Source organism: Methylomonas subterranea (assembly GCF_024505185.1).
Classification (GTDB): Bacteria; Pseudomonadota; Gammaproteobacteria; order Methylococcales; family Methylomonadaceae; genus Methylomonas; species Methylomonas subterranea.
Map to the genome: position 1 here is coordinate 142,254 of NZ_JANIBJ010000004.1, position 25,574 is coordinate 167,827.

The 25,574-nt window shown below is 55.5% G+C and carries 22 protein-coding genes; 13 read left to right on the forward strand and 9 right to left on the reverse strand.

Going from position 1 to position 25,574, the window contains the following annotated elements; translation table 11 throughout:
- Nucleotides 1-347: 347 nt before the first annotated feature.
- From NP590_RS03525 to NP590_RS03575, 11 genes are all read left to right on the forward strand, one after another.
- Entirely contained in the window at nt 348-1,769 is a 1,422-nt protein-coding gene (locus NP590_RS03525; protein ID WP_256600839.1) for an undecaprenyl-phosphate glucose phosphotransferase, read from the forward strand.
- A 10-nt stretch (nt 1,770-1,779) separates the two neighbouring features.
- The gene (locus tag NP590_RS03530; protein ID WP_256600840.1) at nt 1,780-2,877 is read left to right on the forward strand and encodes a polysaccharide biosynthesis/export family protein; all 1,098 of its coding nucleotides are present in this window, start codon (nt 1,780-1,782) and stop codon (nt 2,875-2,877) included.
- A 116-nt stretch (nt 2,878-2,993) separates the two neighbouring features.
- Entirely contained in the window at nt 2,994-5,369 is a 2,376-nt protein-coding gene (locus NP590_RS03535) for a polysaccharide biosynthesis tyrosine autokinase (RefSeq protein WP_256600841.1), read from the forward strand.
- 2 nt (nt 5,370-5,371) lie between these two features.
- Nucleotides 5,372-6,622, forward strand: coding sequence for an O-antigen ligase family protein (locus tag NP590_RS03540; RefSeq protein WP_256600842.1), 1,251 nt, complete (start codon nt 5,372-5,374; stop codon nt 6,620-6,622).
- Nucleotides 6,623-6,632: 10 nt separating this feature from the next.
- Nucleotides 6,633-7,955, forward strand: coding sequence for a lipopolysaccharide biosynthesis protein (locus NP590_RS03545; protein ID WP_256600843.1), 1,323 nt, complete (start codon nt 6,633-6,635; stop codon nt 7,953-7,955).
- Nucleotides 7,956-7,970: 15 nt separating this feature from the next.
- Nucleotides 7,971-8,918 carry a class I SAM-dependent methyltransferase gene (locus tag NP590_RS03550; protein WP_256600844.1) on the forward strand — a complete coding sequence of 316 codons (948 nt, stop codon included), beginning with the start codon at nt 7,971-7,973 and terminating at the stop codon, nt 8,916-8,918.
- Between the two features lie 18 nt (nt 8,919-8,936).
- Nucleotides 8,937-9,734, forward strand: a complete 798-nt coding sequence (locus NP590_RS03555) for a glycosyltransferase family 2 protein (RefSeq protein WP_256600845.1) — start codon at nt 8,937-8,939, stop codon at nt 9,732-9,734.
- Nucleotides 9,731-10,606: a glycosyltransferase family 2 protein gene (locus tag NP590_RS03560; RefSeq protein ID WP_256600846.1), complete on the forward strand. Its 876-nt coding sequence runs from the start codon at nt 9,731-9,733 to the stop codon at nt 10,604-10,606. The genes NP590_RS03555 and NP590_RS03560 overlap by 4 nt, the downstream gene beginning before the upstream one ends.
- A 101-nt stretch (nt 10,607-10,707) precedes the next feature.
- Nucleotides 10,708-11,898, forward strand: coding sequence for a glycosyltransferase family 4 protein (locus NP590_RS03565; RefSeq protein ID WP_256600848.1), 1,191 nt, complete (start codon nt 10,708-10,710; stop codon nt 11,896-11,898).
- Nucleotides 11,895-12,857, forward strand: a complete 963-nt coding sequence (locus tag NP590_RS03570) for a glycosyltransferase family 2 protein (RefSeq protein WP_256600849.1) — start codon at nt 11,895-11,897, stop codon at nt 12,855-12,857. Before NP590_RS03565 ends, NP590_RS03570 begins: the two co-directional genes overlap by 4 nt.
- A gap of 461 nt (nt 12,858-13,318) precedes the next feature.
- Nucleotides 13,319-13,531 carry a hypothetical protein gene (locus tag NP590_RS03575; protein WP_256600850.1) on the forward strand — a complete coding sequence of 71 codons (213 nt, stop codon included), beginning with the start codon at nt 13,319-13,321 and terminating at the stop codon, nt 13,529-13,531.
- 268 nt (nt 13,532-13,799) lie between these two features.
- Here NP590_RS03575 and NP590_RS03580 read toward each other — a convergent pair whose 3' ends face one another.
- The 9 genes from NP590_RS03580 to NP590_RS03620 form a co-directional block, all read right to left on the reverse strand.
- Complete coding sequence (locus NP590_RS03580; RefSeq protein ID WP_256600852.1) at nt 13,800-14,807, reverse strand: NAD-dependent epimerase; 1,008 nt, start codon at nt 14,805-14,807, stop codon at nt 13,800-13,802.
- 3 nt (nt 14,808-14,810) lie between these two features.
- Nucleotides 14,811-16,082 (reverse strand): Vi polysaccharide biosynthesis UDP-N-acetylglucosamine C-6 dehydrogenase TviB, encoded by a 1,272-nt coding sequence (gene tviB / locus NP590_RS03585; RefSeq protein WP_256600853.1) that lies wholly within the window; start codon nt 16,080-16,082, stop codon nt 14,811-14,813.
- A gap of 43 nt (nt 16,083-16,125) precedes the next feature.
- The gene (locus NP590_RS03590) at nt 16,126-16,740 is read right to left on the reverse strand and encodes a TetR/AcrR family transcriptional regulator (protein ID WP_256600854.1); all 615 of its coding nucleotides are present in this window, start codon (nt 16,738-16,740) and stop codon (nt 16,126-16,128) included.
- A gap of 67 nt (nt 16,741-16,807) precedes the next feature.
- Nucleotides 16,808-17,368 carry a CDP-diacylglycerol--glycerol-3-phosphate 3-phosphatidyltransferase gene (gene pgsA / locus NP590_RS03595; RefSeq protein WP_256600855.1) on the reverse strand — a complete coding sequence of 187 codons (561 nt, stop codon included), beginning with the start codon at nt 17,366-17,368 and terminating at the stop codon, nt 16,808-16,810.
- The gene (gene uvrC, locus NP590_RS03600) at nt 17,358-19,199 is read right to left on the reverse strand and encodes an excinuclease ABC subunit UvrC (RefSeq protein ID WP_256600858.1); all 1,842 of its coding nucleotides are present in this window, start codon (nt 19,197-19,199) and stop codon (nt 17,358-17,360) included. The genes pgsA and uvrC overlap by 11 nt, the downstream gene beginning before the upstream one ends.
- Nucleotides 19,200-19,201: 2 nt before the next feature.
- Complete coding sequence (locus NP590_RS03605) at nt 19,202-19,843, reverse strand: uracil-DNA glycosylase (protein ID WP_256600859.1); 642 nt, start codon at nt 19,841-19,843, stop codon at nt 19,202-19,204.
- A 104-nt stretch (nt 19,844-19,947) separates the two neighbouring features.
- Complete coding sequence (locus NP590_RS03610; protein WP_256600860.1) at nt 19,948-20,406, reverse strand: hypothetical protein; 459 nt, start codon at nt 20,404-20,406, stop codon at nt 19,948-19,950.
- Nucleotides 20,407-20,781: 375 nt separating this feature from the next.
- Nucleotides 20,782-23,061 carry an EAL domain-containing protein gene (locus tag NP590_RS03615; RefSeq protein ID WP_256600861.1) on the reverse strand — a complete coding sequence of 760 codons (2,280 nt, stop codon included), beginning with the start codon at nt 23,059-23,061 and terminating at the stop codon, nt 20,782-20,784.
- 2 nt (nt 23,062-23,063) lie between these two features.
- Entirely contained in the window at nt 23,064-23,396 is a 333-nt protein-coding gene (locus NP590_RS03620; RefSeq protein WP_256600862.1) for a hypothetical protein, read from the reverse strand.
- Nucleotides 23,397-23,612: 216 nt separating this feature from the next.
- Between NP590_RS03620 and NP590_RS03625 the strand changes: the two genes are divergently transcribed.
- Nucleotides 23,613-24,515 carry an EAL domain-containing protein gene (locus NP590_RS03625; protein ID WP_256600864.1) on the forward strand — a complete coding sequence of 301 codons (903 nt, stop codon included), beginning with the start codon at nt 23,613-23,615 and terminating at the stop codon, nt 24,513-24,515.
- A 170-nt stretch (nt 24,516-24,685) separates the two neighbouring features.
- Nucleotides 24,686-25,574 (forward strand): cysteine synthase A (cysK, locus tag NP590_RS03630; RefSeq protein WP_256600865.1); only part of this gene is annotated, 889 nt, incomplete at its 3' end.

Genomic DNA, 25,574 nt, shown 5'->3' on the forward strand with positions numbered 1-25,574 from the left:
TCGGCTTGTTACGACTGGCGCGGTGATGACTTCCCTGTTTCATAAAGAGAGGCAGGGGGGATTTTTTAACCCCCCTCGCTCCGCCTTTTTTAAAGCGGCAGCTTGTTTGTAACCAAATCCAAAATTCACTTTCCCAGCGGTCGGCGATACCGGCGTCCGCCGGCGTTATACCCTTCATAAAACCCTAATTCCCGGCTCATCCGATCTTAATCCAATCCAAGGATCTTTCTCATCTTGCTTCTGTAATCTCTGACACCAAGCGTTGCGGGTGGATCTTTCCCCGCGCGGCGGACCGATGGCGATGAGCCATTGTCAGTGTTCATTCATGCAGCAGGGGTTTAACGAAAATGCCACTCGGTTTGGGAAATATCTTCAACGGGCTGTTCAAGCAATACGGGCACACGGTGATCCTGTTGTTGAGGATTATCGATGTGGCCATGCTGTTGGCGGCCGCCTGGCTGGCGCATTACTTTTGGTTGCGCGAGTGGGTAATCGACCAGCATTACCGTTTCGTGATTGCCCTGGGGGTGTTGGGCGCCATCATATTCTTTGAGATAGGCCAGGTTTACCGGCCTTGGCGCAGCGATGCGATGCGGGGAGAAATTCCTCGTATCGCCAGGGCCTGGTTGCTGGCGCTGCTGACCGTGGTGTCCATCGTGTTCCTGGTCAGAATGCATTTCTGGTTCGGTTCCAGTTACCGCTGGATTGCTTCCTGGGGCGTCCTGGGTTTGTTGTTGGTGCTGGCCGCCCGCGGCGCGGTTTCCCGGCTATTGGGCTGGCTGCGGGCGCGCGGCTGGAGCCAGGGGCGCATTATTTTGGTGGGTTTGAATCGGATGGCGGTGGCCGTCGCCCGGCAGTTGAATCAGTCTTCCTGGGCGGGCTTGCAGGTGATCGGTTTTGTCGACGACCGCAATGAAGACAGGCTGGAGCTTGAGACATGCGCCTTGCCGCGCCTGGGAAAATTGAGCGATCTGACCGATATCGTCACCCGGCGGGCGGTCGACGAAGTCTGGGTGGCGTTTCCGGGCCCGTCATTGGCGGAACGGGTGCAGCACGAATTGCGGCATTTGCCGGTCAGCATCCGGCTGGTGATCGATTGTTTTGCCTTCAAGCAAAGTAAATTCCTCAGCCTGAATACCGTGGCCGGTATTCCTACCCTGGACGTGTCGGTATCGCCCCTGCACGGCATCAACCGCTATATCAAGGAAGTCGAAGACCGCTTGCTGGCCTTATTGATCTTGCTGCTGATCAGCCCCTTGATGTTGCTGATTGCCGTTGGCGTCAAGTTGAGTTCGCGCGGACCGGTATTTTATCGGCAGGAGCGGGTAGGCTGGAACAACCGCAAATTCGTCATGCTGAAGTTTCGCTCCATGCCTGTCGACGCGGAAGCCAAAACCGGCGCGGTGTGGGCGAAACCCGGCGAGAGCCGCGCCACACCCTTCGGCGCCTTGCTGCGCAAAACCAGCCTGGACGAACTGCCGCAATTGATCAATGTTCTGAAGGGCGATATGTCCCTGGTGGGTCCGCGTCCGGAACGGCCCGATTTCGTGGAAGTGTTCAAGGAGCAAGTGCCCAATTACATGAAAAAACACATGGTCAAGGCCGGTATCACCGGTTGGGCGCAAGTCAACGGCTGGCGCGGCGACACCGATCTGAATCAACGCATAGAACACGACCTGTATTACATCCAGCATTGGTCCCTCTGGTTCGATCTGGAAATTGCCCTGCGCACCGTAGCAACCGGTTTTGTGAACAAAAATGCCTATTAAGGAAACCGCGATGTTAAGACTGACTTGCTTGTTGTTGAGCGTATTGTTGCCGGGCTGCTTTTTGGCGCCGGGCATGGATATGCAAACCGATAACGGCTTTAGCGAAATCGAATTGCCGACCCTGAAAAACGGCCAATTGGTGAAAGAAAAATTGCCGATTCAAACCATCAGCGCCGATCTGATCATTCAACGCGAAAGCGCCAGGCGGCAGACGGTCGGCACGCTGCCGATGGCGAACGCCAGAAGCAGTTACCGCATCGGGCCGCAGGACAGGTTGCAAATCACGGTATGGGAACATCCCGAACTGAACGATCCCGGCGGGGAAAAAATCAACCCCGACATGGCCGGTAAAGTGGTCGACGACAACGGCGACCTGTATTTTCCCTATGCCGGCACCCTGCATGTGGCCGGCAAAACGGTGCCCGAGGTGCGCGAGGAATTGACCCGCGAACTGTCCAAATATTTCAAGAAGGTCAAACTGGACATCCGGGTACTGTCGTTTCAGGCTCACAGGGTTGCGGTGGTCGGCGAAGTCGCCCATCCCGGCATCGTGGTCATGACCGAAACGCCGTTGACGGTGGCGGAAGCCATCAGTCGGGCCGGCGGCGCCACCAAGGAATCCGACCTCAACAACGTGGCTTTGGCCCGCGACGGCAAGCTTTATCGCCTGGATGTGCAGGCCTTGTACGAAAAAGGCTTGACCGCCCACAATTTGCTGCTGCGGGACGGCGACGTGCTGAACATAGGCGACCAAAAAGACAGCAAAGTCTATGTGATGGGCGAGGTCGGCCGTCAGCAAGCCATTCAGATCAACAAGGGCCGCATCAGTCTGTCTCAGGCGCTGGCCGAGGCCCATGGGGTGGACTTCAACACCTCGCGGCCGGGCGATATTTACGTATTGCGGGCCGGCGACCTGCAACCGGAGATTTTTCATTTGGACGCCGAGTCGCCCGACGCCATGATACTGGCCGAGCAATTTCCGCTGCAGGCCCACGACACGCTGTTTGTCGGTACGGCCGGCGTTACCCAATGGTCGCGGGTATTGAACCAGATATTGCCAGGTTCCTTCACCGCCATTATGTCGCAAGCCGCGATGATGGGGATGTGAGTCATGGCAAATCGACTCGGGATCCCGCCAACTAACGATCATGAAGCCGCTGCATCGCTCCGGCCCATGAAAGCAGCCTCCTTATCAATGACTTTGACGGTAATGGGTTCCGAACAATGACGCATACACACAACGAAGCTACTCCAGCATTGCCTCCGCTCAACATGTCGCGCCTGGAGGAACATGGCGTCAGCATTCGCGATTACCTCGACTTGTTGATCGAGAGTAAAAAAATCCTACTGATCAGCTTGCTGCTGGTCATGAGCGTTACCTGCCTTTATCTGCTGTTGGCTCCCCGCACTTACAAAGCCGATGCGCTGCTGCGTATCGATAAAAATAAGGCCTTGCTGGCGGCAACGCTGCGCGGCGACGCCAACACCACGCCCACCGAAGCGGAAAATCCGCGCGCGCAACGGGAAGTGGAAATCCTGCGTTCGCGTTCGGTGCTGGGCAAGGTGGTGGAAGATCTGAATTTGATGGTGGAATATGCGCCGCGTTATTTCCCGGTCATCGGCGAAACCCTGGCCCGCAAACACGACAAACATGAAGGAATTGCGCGGGCATGGTGGGGCTTCGAGCGCTGGGCCTGGGGCGGGGAAAAGCTGAAAATCGACCGCTTCGAAGTGCCGGACCGTTATCTGGATAAGGAATTCACCCTGGTTGCGCTGGCGGATGAGCGGTTTCAGTTGCGCGGCCCCAAGGACCAAATTCTGGCGGAAGGCCCGGTGGGCGAGACTGTCATTGCCGATATCGGCGAGCTGAAACCGGTTTTGCTGCAAGTGGCCGAATTGGCCGCTCATCCGGGTACCGAGTTCGAACTGACCCGCAAAACCTCGCTGGCGGCAATCGAGACCTTGCACAAAGCCTTTTCGGTGCGGGAAGTCTCCAAGGACACCGATATTTTGAGCGTCGAGTTAAAGGGCCGCGATCCGGAACAACTGGCCCAATCGGTCAACAACATCGCCAGCATTTACGTGAATGCCACGGTGAATTGGGAGTCCGCCGAGGCCTCCCAGAAACTCGGTTTTCTGGAAAGCCAGCTACCGCTGGTGAAGGATAATCTGGAAAAGGCCGAAGCCGCTCTCAGCGCTTACAGGCAACAGCACGGCGCGGTGGATATTTCCGCCGAAGCCGAGATTCTGTTGAAACAGGCCGCCGAAATGGAAACCCTGGGCATACAATTAAGGCAGAAATACGAAGAACAGAATCAACGCCTGGAGTCAGCCCATCCCGACATGGTCGCCACCAACGCCCAGATCAAGCGCGTGGACCGCAAACTGGCGGCCCTGGAAAAGCGCATCAAGGATTTGCCGAAAACCCAGCAAAACATGGTCAGCCTGTCGCGGGACGTGCAGGTCAATACCGAACTCTATACCTCCTTGCTGAACAGCGCGCAGGAGCAACGGATTGCGGCGGCCGGATCGCTGGGAAAATCGCGGATTGTCGATTTCGCGGTGGTGCCGGAAAAACCCTATTGGCCCAAACCCGGTTTATTGCTGGCCATTGCCGGCCTGCTGGGCTTGAGCTTCGGCTCGGCGCTGGTGTTTCTGCGCCATTCCCTGCAACGGCACGACAATTACCCGGCCTTGCTGGAATATCAGGTGGGCTTGCCGTTGTACGCCGCGATTCCGCACAGTAAAAAGCAACGCCGGCTGGCCCGCTTGATAGACCAGGGCAAGGACAGGGACACCGGTGTACTGGTCAGCCACGATCCGCTGGATATCTCGGTGGAATCGTTGCGCGGCTTGCGCACCACGCTGGAAGCGACCCTGGCCAGCGACGAAAGCCAGGTCATCATGGTCACCAGTCCGGCGCCGGGCATGGGTAAGTCTTTTATCAGCACCAATCTGGCCGCCTTGCTGGCCAGTATCAAAAAGCGGGTGTTGGTGATAGATGCCGACATGCGTAACGGCCGGCTGCACGAAACCTTCGCCACCCATAAGCAGCCCGGACTGTCGGACTTGTTGTCCGGCAAGGCCGGCCTGGGCGAAGTGATAGTCACTCTGCCCGATCTGGGCATCGATTTGATACCGCGCGGCGCCATGGTGCTGAATCCGGCCGAATTGCTGGTGTTGGGCGAACTGGCGGAAACCCTGGAGCAATTGAAAAGTTTTTATAACCATATCGTCATCGATTCGCCGCCGATTTTGGGCGCCACCGATGCCGCCATCATGGGCAAGCACGCCGACGCCAGCTTTTTGGTGGTCAAGGAAGGCCGTTACACCGCGCAGGAAATGGAGGTCAGTTTCAGACGCTTGCGGCAGGTAGGCGTCAAACCCAGCGGCTTCATCATCAACGACATGAAGGAAGGTTCTTCCTATTACCCCTATTACGGTTACGCCTATCAGCGTAGCGACCTGCAACAGAAAAACCCGCCGGCCTGGTTGGCCGGCCTGCAGGCCATGGGCGGCTGGTTGCATAAAGCGGAGGATGGCGAATATCTGCCGGATATCGACGAAACCGAAGCTACGGACGACAGTGTAAGAGCTTAAGCATGCGCATACGTCTGGAAAAAGACCTGCCGGTCCTGTTGTTTGCCCTGGTAAGCGCTTCCACCGTGGCGGCGCTGCCGCAGGTGGAATCGGCCTGGCAGGGGGTCAAGGAAGTGTACGGCCAACAGGATTTCGGTTTGCGCATTCTGCGGGAAATCATGCTGCTGGTATTGGTGGGCTACGTATTTCTGGAACCGCGCTTGCGGCGGGGCGTTCTGGCGGGCGCCGTGCCGGCATTTCTGGCCGCGCTTGCCAGTTATGTATTGTTGGAAGTGGCGTATGCGCTGTATCTGGATTTGCCGCTGGTGGTGCCGCTGGCCGGACTGAGGGTATTCGAATATCTGCCGCTGGCCTTGATCGGTTTTGCCGTCAGCCGGCTGGGGGCCGGCGATTACGTGTTGATTCGCTTCGCGCATTATTTGCGCTACTTCATGCTGCTGCAGTTGCTGTTGGCGCTGATGCAGGCCTTGTGGGCGCCGCCCTTGTTCGGGGTATCCATGTTGGGCGGCGGCCGGCCTTTCGGCACCTTCGTCAGTCCGAATTTGTTCGGCGCCACCATGGCGACTTGCGCGCTGGTGTTTGCCATCGTGCCCGGCATGCGTATCTGGTTGGCGGTCGGTGTGTTTTTGGCCTTGCTGAGCGGTTCGCGCACGGCCTTTATCAGTGCGTTGCTGGTGGTGTTTTTTCAGGTTTACGCCGCCTTGCGGCCGCGCGACCGTTGGGCCTTGCTGATGCCGGCGCCGATGTTGGCGGTAGCGGCCTTGTTGCTGGCTTCCAGTCCGCTGCTGAGCGGCCGCGACGACGCCGATCCGACCCAGGACGGCCGCATCGATTTGTGGCAACGGGTGTTCGAGGAATCCGTGCACGGCCCGCTGGATCTGTTGTTCGGCTGGGGACTGGGGCTGAGTTCCAACACCATCAATATTTTATTCGGGGCCGAACATTTTCCCGGCCAGTTCGATTCGGACAGCTTGTATTTGTTTTTGCTGAACGGCTACGGTTTGCTGGGGCTGCTGGCCTATCTGCTGTTTATGTGGATGTCGACAAGGATGTCCGTCCACGCCCATAAGGGGCTGGTGATGATGTTTATTTTCCTGGCCGGCCTGACTTTTAACATGTGGGAGTACTTCCCGCAGAATGCCTTGCTGATGTTTTTGTGGGGTTCGGTGCTGGGCGCCCGCCGCGCAGGGGACCGGCGGACCGCCGCGCCGCAAGCCGTTGCCGCGCCGCTGTATCGACATGGGTGGTCCTAGAATGGCCGGCGTGTCGAAATCTTTTAAACAACAGCGTTTGCTGGGCGATGGATTTTGGGCCCTGTCGGGCCAGTTGCTGTCCGCGTTGGCACTGTTGGCGGGTACCCGCTTGCTGACCGAACTGCTGAGTCCGGATGTTTTCGGCCGGGTGGCCTTGCAAAGCGGTTTCGTGGCTCTGGGCGTGGCGGTGTTTTCCTATCCCTTCATTTGCGCCGGCATGCGCATGTTGCCGGAATGCCGCAATCGGCGGCAGCGGACGGCCTTGCATCAGGCGGTGTTCGGTTTGAGCGCGCGCGCGACCGCCCTGGCCATGGCCGCGTTGCTGCTGGCGGGTTCGCTCTACCGCCGTTTCGATACCGGCGAAATGGGCCTGTACGCTTTGACCGCCTTGTTACTGGCCGTCACCGCGCGACGGGAGCTGGGCATACAGCTGTTGATAGGCGAGCGTAGGCAACGCGGCGCCAGTCTATGGCAAACCACCGACAGTTTGTTGCGGCCCTTGGCGGCGCTTGCGCTGGTGTCTTGGTTCGGTCCCAATCCGGGCGCGGTGTTATTGGCTTATATCCTGGCCAGCGTGCTGTCCAACACCCTGTGGAGCCTGATTCACGACGCGGAGGCCGACGAATCGGCTGACTTGCGGCCGAGCGCGGCCGCCGCGCTGAAAAACGATGTCTGGCGCTATGCCTTGCCGTTGATTCCGATGGAGCTGGTGTTCTGGCTGAACGGCGTCGGCGATCGTTATCTGATCGGCTATATGCTGAGCGCCGCCGAAGTAGGCTTGTACGCCGCCGGCTATACCTTGATCAACGAAGCCTTCAATCGCGGCGCCATGGTATTGCTACGCACCTTTCAACCGGCTTATTTTCAAGCCTTTGCCGCCGGCAACGGCCGCGAAGCCTTTGCGATATTGAAATGGTGGCTGTCGGCGGTGTTGGCGATGGGCACGGTCGGCACCGGCTTGGTAATGTTGTGCCGGGACAGTCTGAGCGGCTTGCTGTTGGCCGAAACTTATCATGCGGCGGCCGGCTTGATGCCGGCCATCGCCCTGGGCTCGGCGCTGCATGCGCTGGGCAGCGTTCTTGCACAACCCTTGCTGGCGCGGAAAAACACCCGGGCGCTGTTAAAGGGCCGGCTGTGCGGCGCCGTCGCGGCCGCCGTCAGTCTGCCGCTGCTGGTGTCGGTATACGGTATTCAAGGCGCCGCCAATGCCAACCCGGTTTATTTCGGCATCGAAATGCTGGTGTTGGCCTTGCTGGCCAAACCCTGGCGCGGCGCCCGTACCGATGCCGATTTCAGCCAAACCGCCGTGCCGGTGCCCGTCATCAACAATTGATCAACGAGAGATAACATGACCCCCACATCCAGCCTGAGCGGAAGTTACGGACAAATATTGCGCAGCTGCGTCAGTTGCGGCGGCGAGCATATCCAATATTGGCGGCATAAGACTTATCAGTACACCCTGGGCGAGACGCAAAAGCTGTTTCAGATTTATCGCTGCCGCGGTTGCGGTACCGGGTTTTTAAATCAACCGCCGCACCCGCAATGGCTGCAGGGCATTTATCAATATTCCGGCCAAGCCCTCACCCAGGCCGTCAGTTTGGCCGAGGTGTTGAAGCGGGAAGTGGTTTTCCCCAATTGCAGCATCGATGCCGAGCGGGTCAGCCTGTTGGCCGACAAATTCAATCTGTCCGGCAATCAGCGGGCCCTGGATGTGGGATCGGGATTCGGTTTTTATACCCGGGCTCTGCGGGTAAAGGGTTACGCCACGGTCAGCATCAATCCCGGCCAATACGAAAACCGGGTGTTCAAGGCCATGAACGGCGACGAGCCCTTGAAGATGATGTTCGAGCAATATCAAGGCGGGCAAAAATTCGGGGTGGTGGTGATGTCTCAGGTATTGGAGCATCTTTTGGAACCCGACAGGGCGGTGAAAAAAGTCTCGGGCTTATTGGTCAACGGCGGCATTTATGCCTGCGCGGTACCCAATTTCAATTCGTTTCTGGTCAAGCTGTTGGGTACCCGCGATAACGCGTGTTTGTGGGTGCCGGAGCACGTCAATTATTTTAGCGAAAAAGGTTTGCGGCGCTTGCTAGCGCGGCACGGGCTGGAAATTGTCCGGGTCGAACAGATTACCCGCATTCCGCCCAATGCGCTGTCCAAACGTTTGAAATTAAGCGGCCGGGCGGCCCGCTTGGCGGACGGCATCGTCAGCCTGATACAAAAGCCCTTTGGCGGCTTGATGAATGGCTTGGGATGGGGAATTTATCTCAACGTGTACGCGGTTAAAACCGCTTGAGCCCAAAGGGAAAGCATCATGCCTATGTTGACCGTAGTGATATTGACCCATAACGAAGCGGAGAATCTACCGCGTTGTCTGGCGGCGATTCCAGACCGTTACCCGGTTGTGCTGGTCGATTCCGGCAGCAGCGACGACACGCCGGAAATTGCCGGCCGCCACGGTTGCAAAATTTACCGCAATCCCTGGCCGGGTTTTGCCGAGCAACGCAACTTCGCCATGAACCAGTGCGATATCTCGACAACCTGGATTCTGTTCGTGGATGCCGACGAGATTTATCCGGTGGAGTTTTATCAACGTTTCGATAGCGGTGCGGTTTGGCTGGAGGAGATCGACGTACTGATGGTGCCGTCGATTTTATACCTGCGCGGCAAACGCCTGAATCACGCGCCGGGTTATCCGATTTACCATCCGCGGCTGGTGCGGCGGCAAACCGCCCGCTTCGTGCGCAACCATACCGGCCACGGCGAAGCGGTCATCGACAGTTGCCGCGTTGCATACGGCGACATAGCCTATCTGCATTACTTTTATCGGGGCGAAATCGTCGCTTGGATGCATAAGCACGTCGAAAAAGCCGCGCAGGAAGTGCAATTAACCCCCACCGCCGGCGCGCTGATGACCGCGCGCGGCCGCTTGAGCGTATTGCTGGGGCGCTCATGGTTGCGGGTGTTGGCGCGGTTTGCATACCACTACCTGTTGCGGGCCGGCTTTCTGGACGGTAAGGCCGGCCTGGAGTTTGCGCTGATGTTTACCTGGTACGAAGCCACCATTTATCTGCAGGCCAAGGCCGCGCGGCGGAACGGGGAAGACGTATGAAAATTTCTTTGGTATTGGCTACCTTGGGCCGGGATCTGGAATTGCTGGATCTGTTGAAATCGCTGGTTTTTCAGAGCTACCGGGATTTCGAACTGATCGTTATCGACCAAAACCGGGACGGCAAGATAGACGCCATTTTGCAGAGCTTCACGCAGTGCCTGCGGATTCGGCATGTAAAAGTGGATTTTACCGGTAACGCCAGGGCCCGGGATTACGGTATCGCGCTGGCTCGCGGCCAAATTGTGGCCTTTCCGGACGATGATTGCGTTTACGACAAGAATGTCCTGGCACGGGTGGTTGCCGAGTTCGATAAGCGTCCGCGACTGGCGATACTGGTGGTGGGTTCCTACGATTTTTCCGATAGCCGCTTCAGCATAGGCGTCAACAGCCGCAAGGCCGGTTATTTTTCCAGGCTGAACATGATGGGAGTGGAGTTTACTCAGTTTTTCGCCCTGGACAGGCTGGACCGCCGGCAGTTCTATCTGGATCACGACTTCGGCATCGGTTCCAAATATTCCGGCGCCGAGGGCTTCGAATTGCTTTATCGCCTGTTGCGTTCCGGCAATCGGGCCTTTTACACCCCCGGCATCAAAATTTATCACGCCAACAAGGACCATTACAGCCTGGGCACGGCGCGGATGTTGAAATATTCCACCGGCATAGGTGCCTACATCCGCAAATTCGCCAATCAGCGAGATCTGTTCATCGGCTATTACATTTTGCGCAAGATGCTGGTGGCGCCGGTGTTGAAAATGCTGTTGGCCGCGTTGACCTTTAATTCCGCCAAACTGGCGTATTCGTTCTACAACCTGATCGGCATCTGGCGGGGTTTTCTCGCCTACGGAAGAGGCGAGGCAAATTTCAAGGCTTAGGGTTCAGTTGTCAAGGCATGGCGGGACGCCGTGCTTTTTCCGCTGAGTCTCAAGCCTTGAACCTATAGCAAACATTTATCAATCAATTCGGGGAAAACCATATGCAAGTTGGGATCGTTAGCACGCATGTACCGCCGGCCAAGGGCTACGGCGGGGTATCGGTGACCTGCGGGGTATTGACCAAGGCCTGGGCGGAAAGCGGCCGCAAGCTGGCGCTGGTCGCCGCGGACGAATCCGTGGGCGGCCGCTTGAGCGCGGAGCAGGTGGATGTCGGTGCCGGTGTCGCTGTCGGTTTATATCGTTGTTACGGGTTTCGGCGCTGGGGCTTCGGGCTGGGCGCTATCCCCAGACTGCTGAAGTTATGCCTGCAGGCACCGGTGGTGTACATCCACGGCATTGCTACCTGGCCGACCACGCTGGCGGCGCTGTTTTGCGGTTTGTTGCGCAAGCCCTTCATGGTGGCGGTACACGGCGGCTTGATGCCGGAACACGTGGAGCTGATACGCCGACACAAACCGCACAAATGGTGGTACTACCAGTTATTGACCTTTCCGGCCCTGCGCCGCGCCATCGCCGTGCATTGCACCAGCGAAACCGAGGCCGAGGGGGTGCGCGACGTGCTGGGCAAGGGTGCGCGTATTTTGCTGGTGCCGAACGGTATCGACGCCCGCGACATCCAGGTGGCGCCTTATCCGCAAGGCGAGGGCATGCAACTGTGTTTTTTGGGGCATGTACAGCAGGAAAAAGGCATTAACGCCTTTATCCGGGCCTGGTTAAGCGTGCGCCGGCCCAACGATCGCCTGGTGGTGGCGGGCCGGAGCGTGGACGGCCGGTATTTCCGCGAGTTCCGGGATTTGCTGGCCCGGGCCGATGGCGCCATCGTTTATCGGGGCTATCTGCAACGCCGCGAAGTGCTGGAATTATTGGCGGACAGCCACTTTTTGGTCTTGCCGTCCGGTCTGGAACAAGCCGGCGGCATGCGGGAAAACTTCGGCAACGTGGTGGCGGAAGCCATGGCGGCCGGCCGGCCGGTACTGGCGGCCAAGGGTCTGGCCTGGGACCATTTGGCCGACTTGGGGGCCGGATTCGTGTTCGAGCGCAATCAAGCGTCCGTCGTCGCTACTCTGCGGCAAGCCCAAGCCCTGGATGCCGGGCAGTGGCGGGCCATGTCGAAAATTGGCCGGGCTTACGTGGATCGGCAATTAAACCCGCTCGGGCTGGGAGAGCGGGTTTGGCGGGTACTGACCGAGCCGGAACAGTCCGGCGGAATCGCCGTTCGAGGAGTTTCATGATGAAAGTCGGATTGATAGTTCCCACTCTGAACGCCGGCCCAGACTGGCGGAACTGGCTGGCAGCCCTGGCGCAACAGACCCGGCAACCGGATAGGCTGTTGTTGATAGATTCGTCGTCCAGCGACGAAACCGTAGCCATGGCCCATGACCACGGATTCGAAATCAAGCTGATTGCCAAAAGCCGCTTTAATCATGGCGGCACCCGGCAATGGGGCGTCGAGCATCTGTCGGATATGCAGATCATCGTATTCCTGACCCAGGACGCGATTTTGGCGGATGCCACGGCCATCGAACGCCTGCTGGCGGCGTTCGAAAATCCGCGGGTGGCTACCGCCTATGGTCGGCAATTGCCGCATAAACATGCCGGGCCGATTGCCGCCCATGCCCGGCTGTTCAATTATCCGGCCCAAAATCAGTTGCGCGGCGTGGAAGACCGCGAGCGATTCGGTATAAAAACCGTATTCACGTCCAATTCGTTCGCCGCTTATCGGCGCAGTGCCCTGATGCGGGTGGGAGGTTTTCCGCTGGACGCCATCATGAACGAAGACACTTTCGTAGTCGGGAAAATGTTGCGTGCGGGTTGGAAAATCGCCTATTGCGCCGATGCGCGGGTGTTTCATTCCCATGATTACGGTTTTGCGGAGGAATTTAAGCGCTATTTCGATATCGGCGTGTTCCATTCCCAAACCGCCTGGCTGCAAGGCGAGTTCGGCGGCGCTAGCGGCGAGGGCTTGCGCTATATCCGCTCGGAACTGGTTTACCTGTTAAAGTTCGCTCCCGGCCTGCTGCCCTCGGCCTGGAGCAGAACCGGACTGAAATGGCTGGGATACAAACTGGGCGTCTGGCACCAATGCCTGCCGGTCATGTGGCGGCAAGCGTTCAGCATGCACAAAGTCTATTGGCTGAAGCAGCCGGAACAAAATTTCGTTTCCGCGGCAAGCGCGCCCCTGTCCGATTGATTAGGGCCTGATGTACATGCAACCCCTGGTGTTTGGGTATTTACCGCTGTTATAGATCAAGGCGGCAAGGCATGGCCCTTAAAGCGGCGACAGGGGGAGCGTCTTGTGCAGCTTGGAATTCGTGTTGCAGTCGGGCGGGTTATTGGCTTTAAGGTATATTGAAGCTACGGCCCTGGCTGTCGGTGTGCTGAAGGTCTTGCCGGCTTTGAGCACAGCTTTCCTACTCCACAATAGTCAACCTCACCGGTAGCCAGTGGGGTGAGGTGCGGTGTCGGTGTCGTTGCGTTTGGCGGTTTGCCGGGTTAAAAGGCCGCCGCGGGCGTGGTCGTAAGGCGGATTTCGAGCGGTAGCAATGATCCGCCAAAACCTCGAAACCACCCGGCGTTTTGCTAGCGCGAAAACGCCCTACGGTCCTGCCGTTCGGGCCGGCGCAAAGCCTGGATTACGGCAACGGCCCGAGCATGAGCCGAAGTTATGACGCCGATTACCGCTTGAACCATGAAACCGTCGGCGGCGTGTTCATGCAAGACTACCAATACGACTTTGCCAGCCAAAAACCGATCAGTATCGACCGCAACGGCAACAGGACGTGGTACACGACCGATCAACAGGGCAACATCATCGAAGGCCAGGGGCGGGCGAGTACAGCCCGGACCAACGCGTGGAAGGGCTGAGACTAGCTCGCCTGGCATTTTACGACTACGACACTTTAGGTCGCCGCATTCGCAAGCTCACCCAAGGGGAATTCAGTCAATACGACTACGGCAGCGGACACCGGCTGCTCAGCGAAACCGGTTACTTGAAAGCATTTAACAACCTTTGGCCGCCGCCACTACGTCTACCAGGACGGCCAACCGCTGGCCCGCATAGACGAATGGCGACAACTATTTTGACGCGGGGGGCCGCAAGAACAGGTCTATAAGCTGACGGTACGTTGAGGCATTACTGCCGGTAGTAGTCTCTATACCAAGTCACGAAGCGTTCTATGCCGGTTTCGATTGTGGTGCCGGGTTTGTAACCGACATCGGTCACCAGCGCTTCCACATCCGCATAAGTGTCCGGTACATCGCCGGGTTGCAAGGGCAGCAGGTTTTTTTCCGCCGTTTTGCCTAGAAAGCGTTCCAGAGTTTCGATATAAGACAACAGTTCGACGGGATTCTGATTGCCGATGTTGTATACCCGCCATGGCGCCTTGCTGGTGCCGGGATCCGGCTTTGCACCGCTCCAGTCCGGGTTGCCTTGAGCCGTATGGTCCAGGGTTCTGATCACGCCTTCGACGATGTCGTCGACGTAGGTAAAATCGCGTCGGTGCTTGCCGTAATTGAATACATCGATCGGTTTGCCCTCCAGGATGGCCTTGGTAAACAGGAACAAAGCCATGTCCGGTCTGCCCCATGGGCCGTAGACCGTAAAAAAGCGCAGACCGGTGGTGGGCAATTGATACAGGTTGCTGTAGGTATGCGCCATCAGTTCATTGGCTTTTTTCGAGGCGGCGTAAAGGCTTAACGGGTGGTCGACGTTGTCGTGAACCGAAAACGGCATGGATTCGTTGGCGCCGTACACCGAACTGCTGGAGGCGTACACCAAATGTTCCACCCGGTTATGCCGGCAACCTTCCAGAATATTGATGAAGCCGAGGATGTTACTGTCTATATAGGCATGCGGATTTTCCAGGGAATAGCGCACGCCGGCCTGCGCGGCCAGATTGACGACTTTTTGCGGTTGATGTTTTTTAAACAACGCCTCCATTCCGGCCCGATCGGCGATATCCAGTCGTACATCGGTGAACGCGGCGTGGTCCTTGATACGCGCCAAGCGGTCTATCTTCAAATTGACATCATAATAGTCGTTCAAATTGTCGATGCCGATGACTTCGTCGCCACGCTCCAGCAAGCGTAGCGCCAGGTGATTGCCGATGAAGCCGGCGGTGCCGGTGACCATTATTTTCATTCGTTACAGTCTCGCGTCGGTAAGTTCGGCGGGGAACAAGTATTTCAAATCGTAAATGATCGACTGAGGCTTGCCCAATGCCCTAATTTCGGCTATCGGCATTTCCTTGAACTCCTCGTGGGCCACAGCCAGAACGATGGCATCGTACTTGTCTTTGCCGGGTTGCGGGATGGGGCGTATGCCGTATTCGTGGAAGGCTTCGTCGCCGTTGACCCAGGGGTCGTAGACGTCGACGTTGACGCCATAGGTTTTCAGTTCCGCCACGATATCCACCACGCGGGTGTTGCGGATGTCCGGGCAGTTTTCCTTGAAGGTCAGGCCCAGCAGCAACACCTTGGCGTCCTGCACCTGGATGCGCTTTTTCAGCATCAGCTTGATCAATTGAGACACCACGTAAGCGCCCATGCTGTCGTTGATGCGGCGGCCGGATAGAATCACTTCCGGGTTATAACCGATGGCCTGGGCTTTATGGGTCAGGTAATAGGGGTCCACGCCTATGCAATGGCCGCCGACCAAGCCGGGACGAAACGGCAGGAAATTCCATTTGGTGCCGGCCGCCAACAATATTTCCTCGGTATCTATGCCCAGTTTGTTGAAAATCAAGGCCAGTTCGTTGATCAGGGCGATATTGACGTCGCGTTGGGTGTTTTCGATGACCTTGGCTGCTTCGGCCACTTTGATACTGCTGGCCTTGTGAGTGCCGGCCACGATGATGCTTTTGTAGAGTTGGTCGACTTTTTCGGCGATTTCCGGGGTCGAGCCGGAAGTCACTTTTAAAATATTGGTCACCCGATGTTGTTTGTCGCCGGGATTGATCCGCTCCGGGCTGTAACCGACAAAGAAATCCCGGTTGAATGTCAAGCCGGAGACTTTTTCCAGAATAGGTACGCAGACCTCTTCGGTAGCGCCGGGATAGACGGTGGATTCGTAAATGACGATGTCGCCGGCCTTGATGACTTTTCCCAGCGTTTCGCTGGCTTTTTGCAGCGGAGTCAAATCCGGTTGCTTATGTTCGTTGATGGGGGTTGGCACGGTGACAATATAAAAATTGCATTCAGCCAAATCTTGCAATTGCGAACTGTACGTCAGGTGGGTGGCTTGGGCCAATTCGGCCGAGCTGACCTCCAGGGTATGGTCGTTGCCGGCTTGCAGCTCGGATATGCGATGTTGATTGATGTCAAAGCCGACGGTAGGGTATTTTTGTCCAAACTCCACCGCCAGGGGCAAGCCCACATAACCCAAGCCTATCATGCCGATTTTGATGTTACCTAGCATAGTTGTACCGCTCCTGTTTTGTCCGTATGCAAAAAGATGTACATTATTTTTTGGCTATACAACCCCAGGCAGCCAGCCAGGCTTGCGACTGATAGCTGTCGGCCGACTTCGGCAGAACGCCATCCAAGACCATCAATAAGGATTGATTGATAATGCCAAAAAAATAACAGTAAGCCAAAAGGTAGTCGATGTTTTTAATTTCGCCTTCCTTGATGCCGTTTTGAATGATGCGCTTGATCTTGTTGAAGGCCGCGCTATCCATCAAGGGCACTGCGTTCGGCAGGAAATCCTCCGTTTTTACGAACAGTAAAAAGCGAATGATTTCAGGGGCTTCATCGGTCAACTTAAACAACAGATCGACAATCTCGCGTAATTGTTCGGAGGCTTTGCGGTTTCTGCGGCGAATATCGTCTATGGAAATGCTCAGACTATCCAGGATATTTTCGCGTAGCGTTTCGGCAATGGCCTGCTTGGTTTTGAAGTACTGATACACGCCGCTGGTGGTTTTTAAGCCCACCGCATCTTTGATGTCGGTTAAGGAGGTATTGGCATAACCTTTTTGGGCGAAAAGTTTCAAGGAAGCCTGTAAAACTTCGTCTTGACTCAAGCTTTTGGGTGGAATGACTTCAATTTCGGGTTCTATTATTTCTTGTTCCATGCTTTTATTTACAGCTTTACCTGCTGTTTGACTCTCTGGTTTGCGCAGTATGAAGCTGCGGTTATTATTATTGTTTAATGGTTTCGAAGGCGGCAATCAAATAATTGACCATGGACCATAACGTTAATACCGCCGACAAGTATAACAGCCAGTAACCCAAATCATTAATGGGCAGGCCGAGTAACTCGTCCCGGTAGAGCAGCAAACTGATGGCCGCCATTTGCGCGGTGGTTTTCCATTTTCCCAACTGCGAGACTTTGACCTTGGCGCGTTGGCCGATCTCCGCCATCCATTCCCGCAGAGAGGCGATAGTGATTTCCCGGCCGATAATCACCGCCGCCGCAATGGCCAGATAAGGATTGGCCTCGGCCTGGACCACCAAAACCAGCACAAAGGCAACCATCAATTTGTCGGCCACCGGATCCAAAAAAGCCCCGAAGGCGGTTTCCAGATTTAATTTTCGGGCCAAATAGCCGTCCAGCCAGTCGGTAAAACCGGCAAATAAAAAAATACCGGTACTGACAACGCGGCTGTATTCCCATGGCAGATAAAACACAATGGCCAGCAAGGGGATCATGCCAATGCGTAAAAATGTCAGATATGTGGGTAAATTAAATTTAACTGCCATCTTGGTGGTGGAATGTATCGTAAATTCGTTGCGCCAGCTGCCGGCTGATCCCGTCGATACTGGCCAAGGCATCGATACCGGCATTGGCAACGCCTTGCAAACCGCCAAATTGCTTTAACAGTTGTTGCCGTCTTTTCGGCCCCAATCCGGCAATATCTTCCAATGCCGAATGTTGTCTGGCTTTGCCGCGGCGCTGCCGGTGTCCGGTAATGGCAAACCGGTGCGCTTCATCGCGAATATGCTGGATCAACAGCAGGGCGCTGGCGCCGGGCGAGACATCCAACGGCTGATCCTGATTCGGCAATATGATTTTTTCCATGCCTGCCTTTCGATCCGGTCCCTTGGAAACGCCAACTATCATAACATTGTTTATCTCCAATTCCGCCAATGCCTTTTGCGCCGCCGCGACCTGGCCCTTGCCGCCGTCTATCAACAAGATATCGGGTGCCGGATGTTCGCCCTGTTTCAGGCGTTTGAAGCGGCGGAATACCGCCTGCTGAATGGCCGCGTAATCGTCTCCGCCGGTTACACCTTCGATATTGAAGCGCCGATAGTCCGATTTGACCGGGCCCTCGCGGTCGAACACCACGCAGGAGGCCACGGTATGCTCGCCCTGGGTGTGGCTGATGTCGAAGCACTCCAGCCGTTTCGGCACCTCCGAGCAATGAAACTCCTGTTGCAAACTGAGGAAGCGCGCGTACAAGCCCTGCTTGTCTGCTAGTTTGGCCCGTAAGGCGCTATCGGCGTTGGTGATAGCCATTTGCAGCCATTTCTGCCGCTCGCCCCTTACGTTGTGGCTGATCGCCACATTGCGTTTGGCTTGGTTGCTCAATACCTCGATCAGCAGGGTTGTTTCCGGAACCGGATGGCTGACGATCAATTCATGCGGGACGGTTTTATCCAGATAATATTGACTGATGAAGGCCTGCAGGATAATACCCGGGTCGTTTTCGTCGACGATTTTCGGGAAAAACTGCCGGTTGCCCAGATTCTGGCCGCCGCGGATAAAAAAAACCTGCACGCAAGCCAGATCGGCCTTGGCCGCGCAAGCAAGGATGTCGACATCGCCTTTCTCGCCCTCGACGGCATGCTGTTCCAATACCGCCCGCAAGCGTTGAATCTGATCCCGGAAAGCGGCGGCCTGTTCGAATTCCAGTGCGCCGGCGGCGGTTTCCATTTTTTGCACCAGACGATCGACCAATTGGCCGCCCTGGCCCTCCAGAAACAAGATGGTGTTGTCGACATCGTTTTGGTAATCCTGCTTGCCGATCAAGCCGACGCAGGGCGCGCTGCAACGCTCGATCTGATGCTGCAGGCAGGGGCGGGAGCGGGCGTTGTAATAGGAGTCCTCGCACTGGCGCACCGGAAAGATTTTTTGCAGCAGCTTGAGGGTTTCCTTGACCGCGCTGGCGCTGGGGTATGGGCCGAAATAACGGCCCTTGCGTTTTTTGGCGCCGCGATGGTAGGACAATTGCGGGAAATCGTGACCGGTGGAGATGAATACATAGGGATAGGACTTATCGTCGCGCAGGCTGATGTTGTAACGCGGCTTATGGCGTTTGATCAGCTGGCTTTCCAGCAACAGCGCTTCGCCTTCGGTATGGGTGACCGTGACCTCGATAGCGCGTACTTTAGCCACCATGGCCGATTGTTTCGGCGATGCCGCGCTACCGCGGAAATAGCTGGATACCCGGTTTTTCAGGTTCTTGGCCTTACCGATGTAAATGATTTCGCCCTGGGCATTCAACATCTTATAAATGCCTGGACGCTGGGTCAGTGTTTTTAAAAAGGCCTTGACGTCAAAGTCTGCCGTGGATGCCGCGCTGTTCAAGGTTATGCGTCCAGCAACTGCCGGATATCGGCAAATACCGCCGCCAGCATCTGCATGCTCAGCCGCTTGGTCTGCACGTTGTAGCGACTGCAATGGTAGGAACTGACCAGTTTGTTGCCGTCCGGCAGGTCGTAGAATCGATGATGTCCGAATTTGGCGGCCGTGACTTTCAGACCGTAGGCGCGCAACACGGCCTGATGGGCAATATTACCCAGGGCCAAAATCACCGACTGGTTCGGTAGCGTCTTGATTTCCGCCGCCAGATAGGAATTGCACTGCTTGATTTCTTCGCCGGTGGGTTTGTTTTGCGGCGGCAGGCATTTTACCGCGTTGGTAATGCGGCAATTGCTCAGTTGCAAGCAGTCGTTTAACGCGGTCGACTCCAGTTGATTGCTGAAACCGAAATCGTACAAGGCTTGATACAACAACAGGCCGGCGTAATCGCCGGTAAACGGCCGGCCGCTGGCATTGGCGCCATGCATACCGGGCGCCAGGCCGACGATCAAAAAACGGGCGGCCGGATCGCCGAAGGGAGCCACGGGCAGGGCGTGATAGGTGGGATATTTATGTTTAACGTCGTCTAGGAATTCGGCCAGCCGCGGGCAAGATCGGCAGGTCGGGTTGAAATAAGTTGAATGGGACATGTTTCGGGCAAGGTTTAAATTCGCCAGATTCTACCTGAACGGAGGCAGCGCTGTTTTTTGTATCGCCGAAGCGTCCCCGCAATGGCTTTTAACCGCCAGGGCCGCTAAACCAAGGCCGAATTGGCCAATTCGATTTCCTTTTGCAATCGGGTCAATTCGGCCCTGGCCGCATGTATCTGATTATCCAGCCTGATCAGATCAACCTTGGCCGCGCGGCCATCGCTGTTATTGCCGGTCTGAAAGCCGGGTTGCGATTGTGCCAATGCCTCCTCGAGCTCCTGTTGTCTGACGTGGTAGTCGGCGCACTTTCTATGCAGTTCCAGCTCGATTGCCTTTGCCTCGTCCAGCAGCTTTGAGTAATAGTCCTTGTAGGAGCGGGCTTCCTTTAATTTCTGTTTCAAGTCGCTGTTTTCGGCTGTTAGTGCGTTCTCGCGAACGGCGGAGTCCGCAATCGCCTGTTCCAGTCTGCGCGTATCCTCCCGCCAGATTTCCTTGGCCTGGGCTATACGGGTCGCTATGAGTTTCTCGATTTCCCGCTCATGGTTCTGCAGTAGTGTTTTCATGCTGGCTTCGTCAATTGATAAGGTCTTTAAAATCACTTGTTTCGTTGGGTTTGTAACACTTAACCAGTCCGACACCCGGCGCGGCGGCGTACGTGAAAATGCCCGATAAAGATAAAGCAAAAGAGCGGGCCAGTGCCAGCATTATCGACGAACCCCCGCACTAATGGGCATGGAATGGAGGTATACAGTCGGGCTTAGCTTATAGGGTAAAGTCGTCAAGAATCAATTTCTGTTTTGTAACCAAGGTTGCATGTCATTAATACCGGCGAAGGTTGGCTTCTCAGAAATTTTGCTTGGCCGGCGGGACGGCAAAACCGTAACGTCCTCCAGCAAAAAATATTCAATCTAACGTGGTCTTACTTGGCGGGGTTATTTTCAACCGACAAGTATTCCTTGCCGCTGAACAGTCATTACCTCATCCGGCGACAGCGGCTTGCTAAAGTAGTAACCCTGCACAAAGTCACATTGTAGCTCGCACAAAAAGTCGAGTTGCGCCAGGGTTTCAACACCTTCAGCCACTACTTCGAGGTTTAGTTGCTTAGCCATTGCGGTAATGGCTGCGACGATTGCCTTATCACTAGGGTCGGTTGTAATGTCATTGACGAACGATTTGTCGATCTTAAGGATATCGATGGGAAAACGCTTAAGGTAACTGAGCGAAGAATATCCGGTGCCAAAATCATCGATAGACAAGCGAACACCTATGTTTTTTAGGGTGTTAAGCAACTCCATCGTCGAATCGAGATGTTGCATCAGTATGCTCTCGGTTATCTCCAGTTCGAGTAGCTCGGGCGATAAATCCGCTTCATCCAGGGCATTCAGCACGGCGTTTAAAAGTGGATGCTGGCTACCTTGTTGAGTTTGCACTGGATGAAATTGACGACTCGACAAATTTACCGCAACCCTGGTCGGGCGGCCTATTTTTTGCCAAGACCGGGCTTGCAAGCAAGCGGTTTTCAATACCCAGGCGCCAATAGGTACGATTAAGCCGGTGTCTTCCGCCAACGGAATAAAATCCGCCGGGCTGACCATGCCCAATTCTGGACTTATCCAGCGAATTAAAGCCTCCATCCCGATGATCGTCCCGGTTTTGACATCGACCTGAGGCTGATAATGCAGCATGAATTCATCTTGCTCCAAGGCCCGTCGCAAATGTTTTTCCAGTTTTATATACGTTTGGGCCGAACCGTTCATTTCCGGCGTAAAGAATTGATAATTGTTTTTTCCCAATTTCTTGGCGTAATACATAGAGCCGTCTGCACTAGATAAAAGCTCTTCCATGTTATTGGCATTGTGAGGATATATGCTGATACCGATACTGGCGCTGACATAAACCTCATGCCGGTCAATAGCGAACGGGGGCTGTAAAGACTCCAATACTTTACTGGCTACCTTGGCGGCATCCTGGGTGTCGGTAAGATCGGGGAGCAACACAATAAACTCATCGCCGCCCAGACGAACGGCAGTGTCCCCCTCGCGCAAGCAATCCGAAATGCGCCGGGCGACGCATTTCAACAATTGATCACCGCAAGTGTGACCGAGGGTATCGTTTACTAACTTGAAATTATCCAGATCAAGAAACAGCACACCGATCATGCGTCGATTCCGGTGAGCATGGTAAATGGCCTGATCGACTCTATCCTTCAGTAGAGTTCTATTGGGAAGGCCCGTTAAATGGTCGAAATGCGCCATATAATCCAGGGATTGGCGAGCTAGTTTAACTTCCTCTATTTCACGGGCATTGTCCAATACCAGCGATAGGGAGTGCGCAAAGCTCAAGGCCAAGTCTTCGTCCTGTTGGTTGAATGGCTCTCCGTTCTCTTTGTCGCTGAGATAGATACGTCCGTATACACGGTCACGATGAGCAATCGGTACCGCCAGGAGGGTTTTCATAAGCGGATGATGCGGCGGAAAACCGGCGCTTTGCGGATGTGTGCTCATGTCATCCAGTCTGAGCGAGACATTTTCCTGGATAACCAGACCCAAAAGCCCCTTGCCTTGCGGAAATGGTCCGATACGTTCCGCTAGCTCGGGGCCAATACCGGTAAAAACGAAATGTTGCAGGCCTCCCGACTCATCGAGTATGCCGATGGCGCCATATCGGGCCTCTAATAGCTTGGAAAGCGATTCAACGCCCATTTGCAACAGATCGCTTTGAATAGAGGTATGCGCCAATACCGTGAGCAAGCTGCGCGAGGCTTCGTGTAATTTGGCCAACCTGGTAGACCAGGAGACAACCTGCTTATGTTCATCCGCCAGCAGTTTATTTAATATGCGGGCTTTTTTTCGTAAGGCACGCTCCCGTTGCAACAACATATTCAGAATACTGTGCTGAGTCACAACACCTTCGAATGACTGCCGCTCAAGCACCGGCAAAACATTAAGTCCATGCTGGTTCATGATTCTAAGCGCGCGACCCACGCTGATATCGGGAGAGACGCAGTGATATTCCCGGTGTTCGGCGAGATCGGCAAAAATCCAGTTAGGATGCTGAATGATGTCGATCTCTGTAGCGAGTCCGCAAAAAATACCGGTTTCCACGGATTCTCTAAATATGGCAAACACTGACAGCGCCGATACCGCCTCGGGCCGCTCTTCTTCCAGCACGCGCACAACGTCTGACCACAAGCAATCGCGAACAGTCAAGCGATTCATTATTAATTGCCGGCCGCAAGAAACACTTTAATATCTATTTCAGCGTGCATAACCTCGTCGGGCCCCATTAGGGGTTTTACATGCGACAAAACAAAATCGATCAAGTTATCCCGGGATACGCGCCTCAATAAGTGTTGTCGGACTAAAATATCCGAAATAATATCGTCTTCAATTTCGATGTGTTCGTAAGGCGCTTTGACCAACAGTTCGATTGCCCTGCGCATGGCTATACAACCGATCGGCGCTTGTAACCCCAAAACCAACATGTCTTTTAACGGCGGGATGGCATATTCGCCTACTTGGGCGCTAATGTGTGTTTTTCTCTCAATTGTCATAACGGGGGAAGTGGGGAATAGTTGTTTTTCCTATAATATAGCAGTTAGGCGTGTCAAACGCGTTAAATCTTTCACTGATTTATTTCCAGACAGGTGTTCGATCTTGCGAAAATCGCTATATGCAAATACGAGATATTAAAATCAGATAATATCGATTTATAGGCTTGATCGGTTTCTGTATCCTCTCAGTCGTAACAGGTTTTCCAGGAACGAGAAATGATCAAAGATACGATAGAAACCCTCAAGGCAGAGTTGGAGCAGGTGCTCTACCTTAATTTGGACGATTTCAGAATCGAAATCGAACGGGACGAAGTGTCGAGCCGCTTTATCGGTTTGCGTCTGCGTAGCGAGTTTCAACCCATTTTCGATACCAGTAGGACGGAAGGCTTGCTGGGCTACGAGGCCCAGTTGCGGCCTTCAACCGGCATAGAGGCGGTCACGCCCGGCTTTGCTTTCAGTATCGCGGAAAGCCAAGGCAAATTGGTTCAACTGGATCGGGTGGCCAGAACCCTGCACGTCTTAAACTATTTGACACTGCCGGAGAAAAAGGGCTTGCTGTTTTTGCATGTACATCCCGGGTTATTAAGCGGCGTCACCTGCCATGGCAAGATATTCGAGCAAATCCTGCACCGAAATTCTCTGCCCACCCGGGAAGTCGTGATCGAAATCAATGAGAGCGAAATGGCTGCCGCCGCTGCCTTGAGGGATGCGGTCGATAACTATCGCGACCGAGGCTACAAAATTGCCATCGTCGGCTTCGGCGGCAAACATTCCAATCTGGACAGATTATGGAAACTGTCGCCCCATTTCGTCAAATTCGATCTCGGCATCATCAGGCAGGCGCAAAAAGATACCAAATTCCGCCGGGCCTTGCCGAGACTGATGGAAGTGATTCACGCCTTTGGCGCGCAGACCGTCATCCAAGGCGTGGAGAATGAAATTCAGCTCGATATCGCACTCGATGCCGGTGCTAAATTATTGCAAGGGCATTACTTGGGGCGACCGGCGCCGGCGACGGCTTGGAACAGGCAGCCCAAGCCGCTGTGCCGCAATACGCTGATGCCCGGAGCGCCGCATCATTTCGGCAGCTTCAGCGTACCGGCTCAATGCGGTATGTGATTGAGATTCGGTCGGTTATAGCCTAATTAAAAACTCCGGTTAAACTTTTTGCCTCGGGGAAATGTCATTAGCAAACTTGCCGATTTATTGTTGCTCTCCCCTCCACCTCGGAGCCTTTCCCGCCTGACCGGCGGGATTTTTTTGTCCACTCTTTTTCAAGGCAGGGCCTTATGTGGCATGCGGATAACTCTCAAACCATAGGCAACACCCCGTTGGTGCGCCTGCACGGCATCACCCAGTATTGCAAGGCAACTGTGTTGGCCAAGCTGGAAAGCCGTAATCCGTCCTATTCGGTTAAATGCCGGGTGGGGGCTGCGTTGATTTGGGACGCGGAACAACGAGGTTTGATCGGTACCGGGACCGAACTGGTGGAAGCGACCAGCGGCAACTCCGGGATTGCCTTGGCCGCCATGGCCGCCGCCCGCGGCCTGTCCATCACCTTGACCATGCCGGACAACATGAGCCGGGAACGCCAAACCTTGCTGCGGGCCTACGGCGCCAAGCTGGTGCTGACAGACGCCAGCCTGGGCATGCGCGGTGCCGTCGACCGGGCAACGGCCATAGCGGCCAGCGATCCCCAGCGCTACCTGTTGCTGGAACAATTCAAGAATCCGGCCAATCCCGCCATTCACCAGCAGACCACCGGTCCGGAAATTTGGCGCGATACCGACGGTATAGTCGATATTTTCGTCGCTGGGGTCGGCACCGGCGGCACGCTGACCGGTGTTGCCCGCTACCTAAAGCAGCACCGCCAGCACAAACTTTTAACGGTAGCCGTCGAACCCGCCGCCAGCCCGGTATTGAGCCGGCTGCGCGCGGGTCTGCCGCCGGAACCGGCGCCGCACGCCATTCAGGGTATCGGCGCCGGGTTTTTACCGGAAAACCTGGACTTGGGCTTGGTCGACGTCATCGAGCAAGTGACGGATGAAGAAGCCATTTCTTACGCGCGCCGTTTGGCCCGGGAAGAGGGGATTCTGGCCGGCATTTCCAGCGGCGCGGCGCTTGCGGCGGCCATGCGTTTTGCGCACCATCCCGACTATGCGGGGCAAACCATCGTGG

Bases quoted from the DNA above. Each gene is read 5' to 3' on its own strand.
- NP590_RS03525 (WP_256600839.1), top strand. From the start codon at position 348: ATGCCACTCGGTTTGGGAAATATCTTCAACGGGCTGTTCAAGCAATAC.
- NP590_RS03620 (WP_256600862.1), bottom strand. From the start codon at position 23,396: ATGACAATTGAGAGAAAAACACACATTAGCGCCCAAGTAGGCGAATAT.
- NP590_RS03550 (WP_256600844.1), top strand. From the start codon at position 7,971: ATGACCCCCACATCCAGCCTGAGCGGAAGTTACGGACAAATATTGCGC.
- NP590_RS03610 (WP_256600860.1), bottom strand. From the start codon at position 20,406: ATGAAAACACTACTGCAGAACCATGAGCGGGAAATCGAGAAACTCATA.
- tviB (WP_256600853.1), bottom strand. From the start codon at position 16,082: ATGCTAGGTAACATCAAAATCGGCATGATAGGCTTGGGTTATGTGGGC.
- NP590_RS03535 (WP_256600841.1), top strand. From the start codon at position 2,994: ATGACGCATACACACAACGAAGCTACTCCAGCATTGCCTCCGCTCAAC.
- NP590_RS03565 (WP_256600848.1), top strand. From the start codon at position 10,708: ATGCAAGTTGGGATCGTTAGCACGCATGTACCGCCGGCCAAGGGCTAC.
- NP590_RS03625 (WP_256600864.1), top strand. From the start codon at position 23,613: ATGATCAAAGATACGATAGAAACCCTCAAGGCAGAGTTGGAGCAGGTG.
- NP590_RS03555 (WP_256600845.1), top strand. From the start codon at position 8,937: ATGCCTATGTTGACCGTAGTGATATTGACCCATAACGAAGCGGAGAAT.
- NP590_RS03560 (WP_256600846.1), top strand. From the start codon at position 9,731: ATGAAAATTTCTTTGGTATTGGCTACCTTGGGCCGGGATCTGGAATTG.
- NP590_RS03530 (WP_256600840.1), top strand. From the start codon at position 1,780: ATGTTAAGACTGACTTGCTTGTTGTTGAGCGTATTGTTGCCGGGCTGC.
- pgsA (WP_256600855.1), bottom strand. From the start codon at position 17,368: ATGGCAGTTAAATTTAATTTACCCACATATCTGACATTTTTACGCATT.
- NP590_RS03605 (WP_256600859.1), bottom strand. From the start codon at position 19,843: ATGTCCCATTCAACTTATTTCAACCCGACCTGCCGATCTTGCCCGCGG.
- NP590_RS03570 (WP_256600849.1), top strand. From the start codon at position 11,895: ATGATGAAAGTCGGATTGATAGTTCCCACTCTGAACGCCGGCCCAGAC.
- NP590_RS03575 (WP_256600850.1), top strand. From the start codon at position 13,319: ATGAGCCGAAGTTATGACGCCGATTACCGCTTGAACCATGAAACCGTC.
- NP590_RS03590 (WP_256600854.1), bottom strand. From the start codon at position 16,740: ATGGAACAAGAAATAATAGAACCCGAAATTGAAGTCATTCCACCCAAA.
- NP590_RS03540 (WP_256600842.1), top strand. From the start codon at position 5,372: ATGCGCATACGTCTGGAAAAAGACCTGCCGGTCCTGTTGTTTGCCCTG.
- NP590_RS03580 (WP_256600852.1), bottom strand. From the start codon at position 14,807: ATGAAAATAATGGTCACCGGCACCGCCGGCTTCATCGGCAATCACCTG.
- NP590_RS03615 (WP_256600861.1), bottom strand. From the start codon at position 23,061: ATGAATCGCTTGACTGTTCGCGATTGCTTGTGGTCAGACGTTGTGCGC.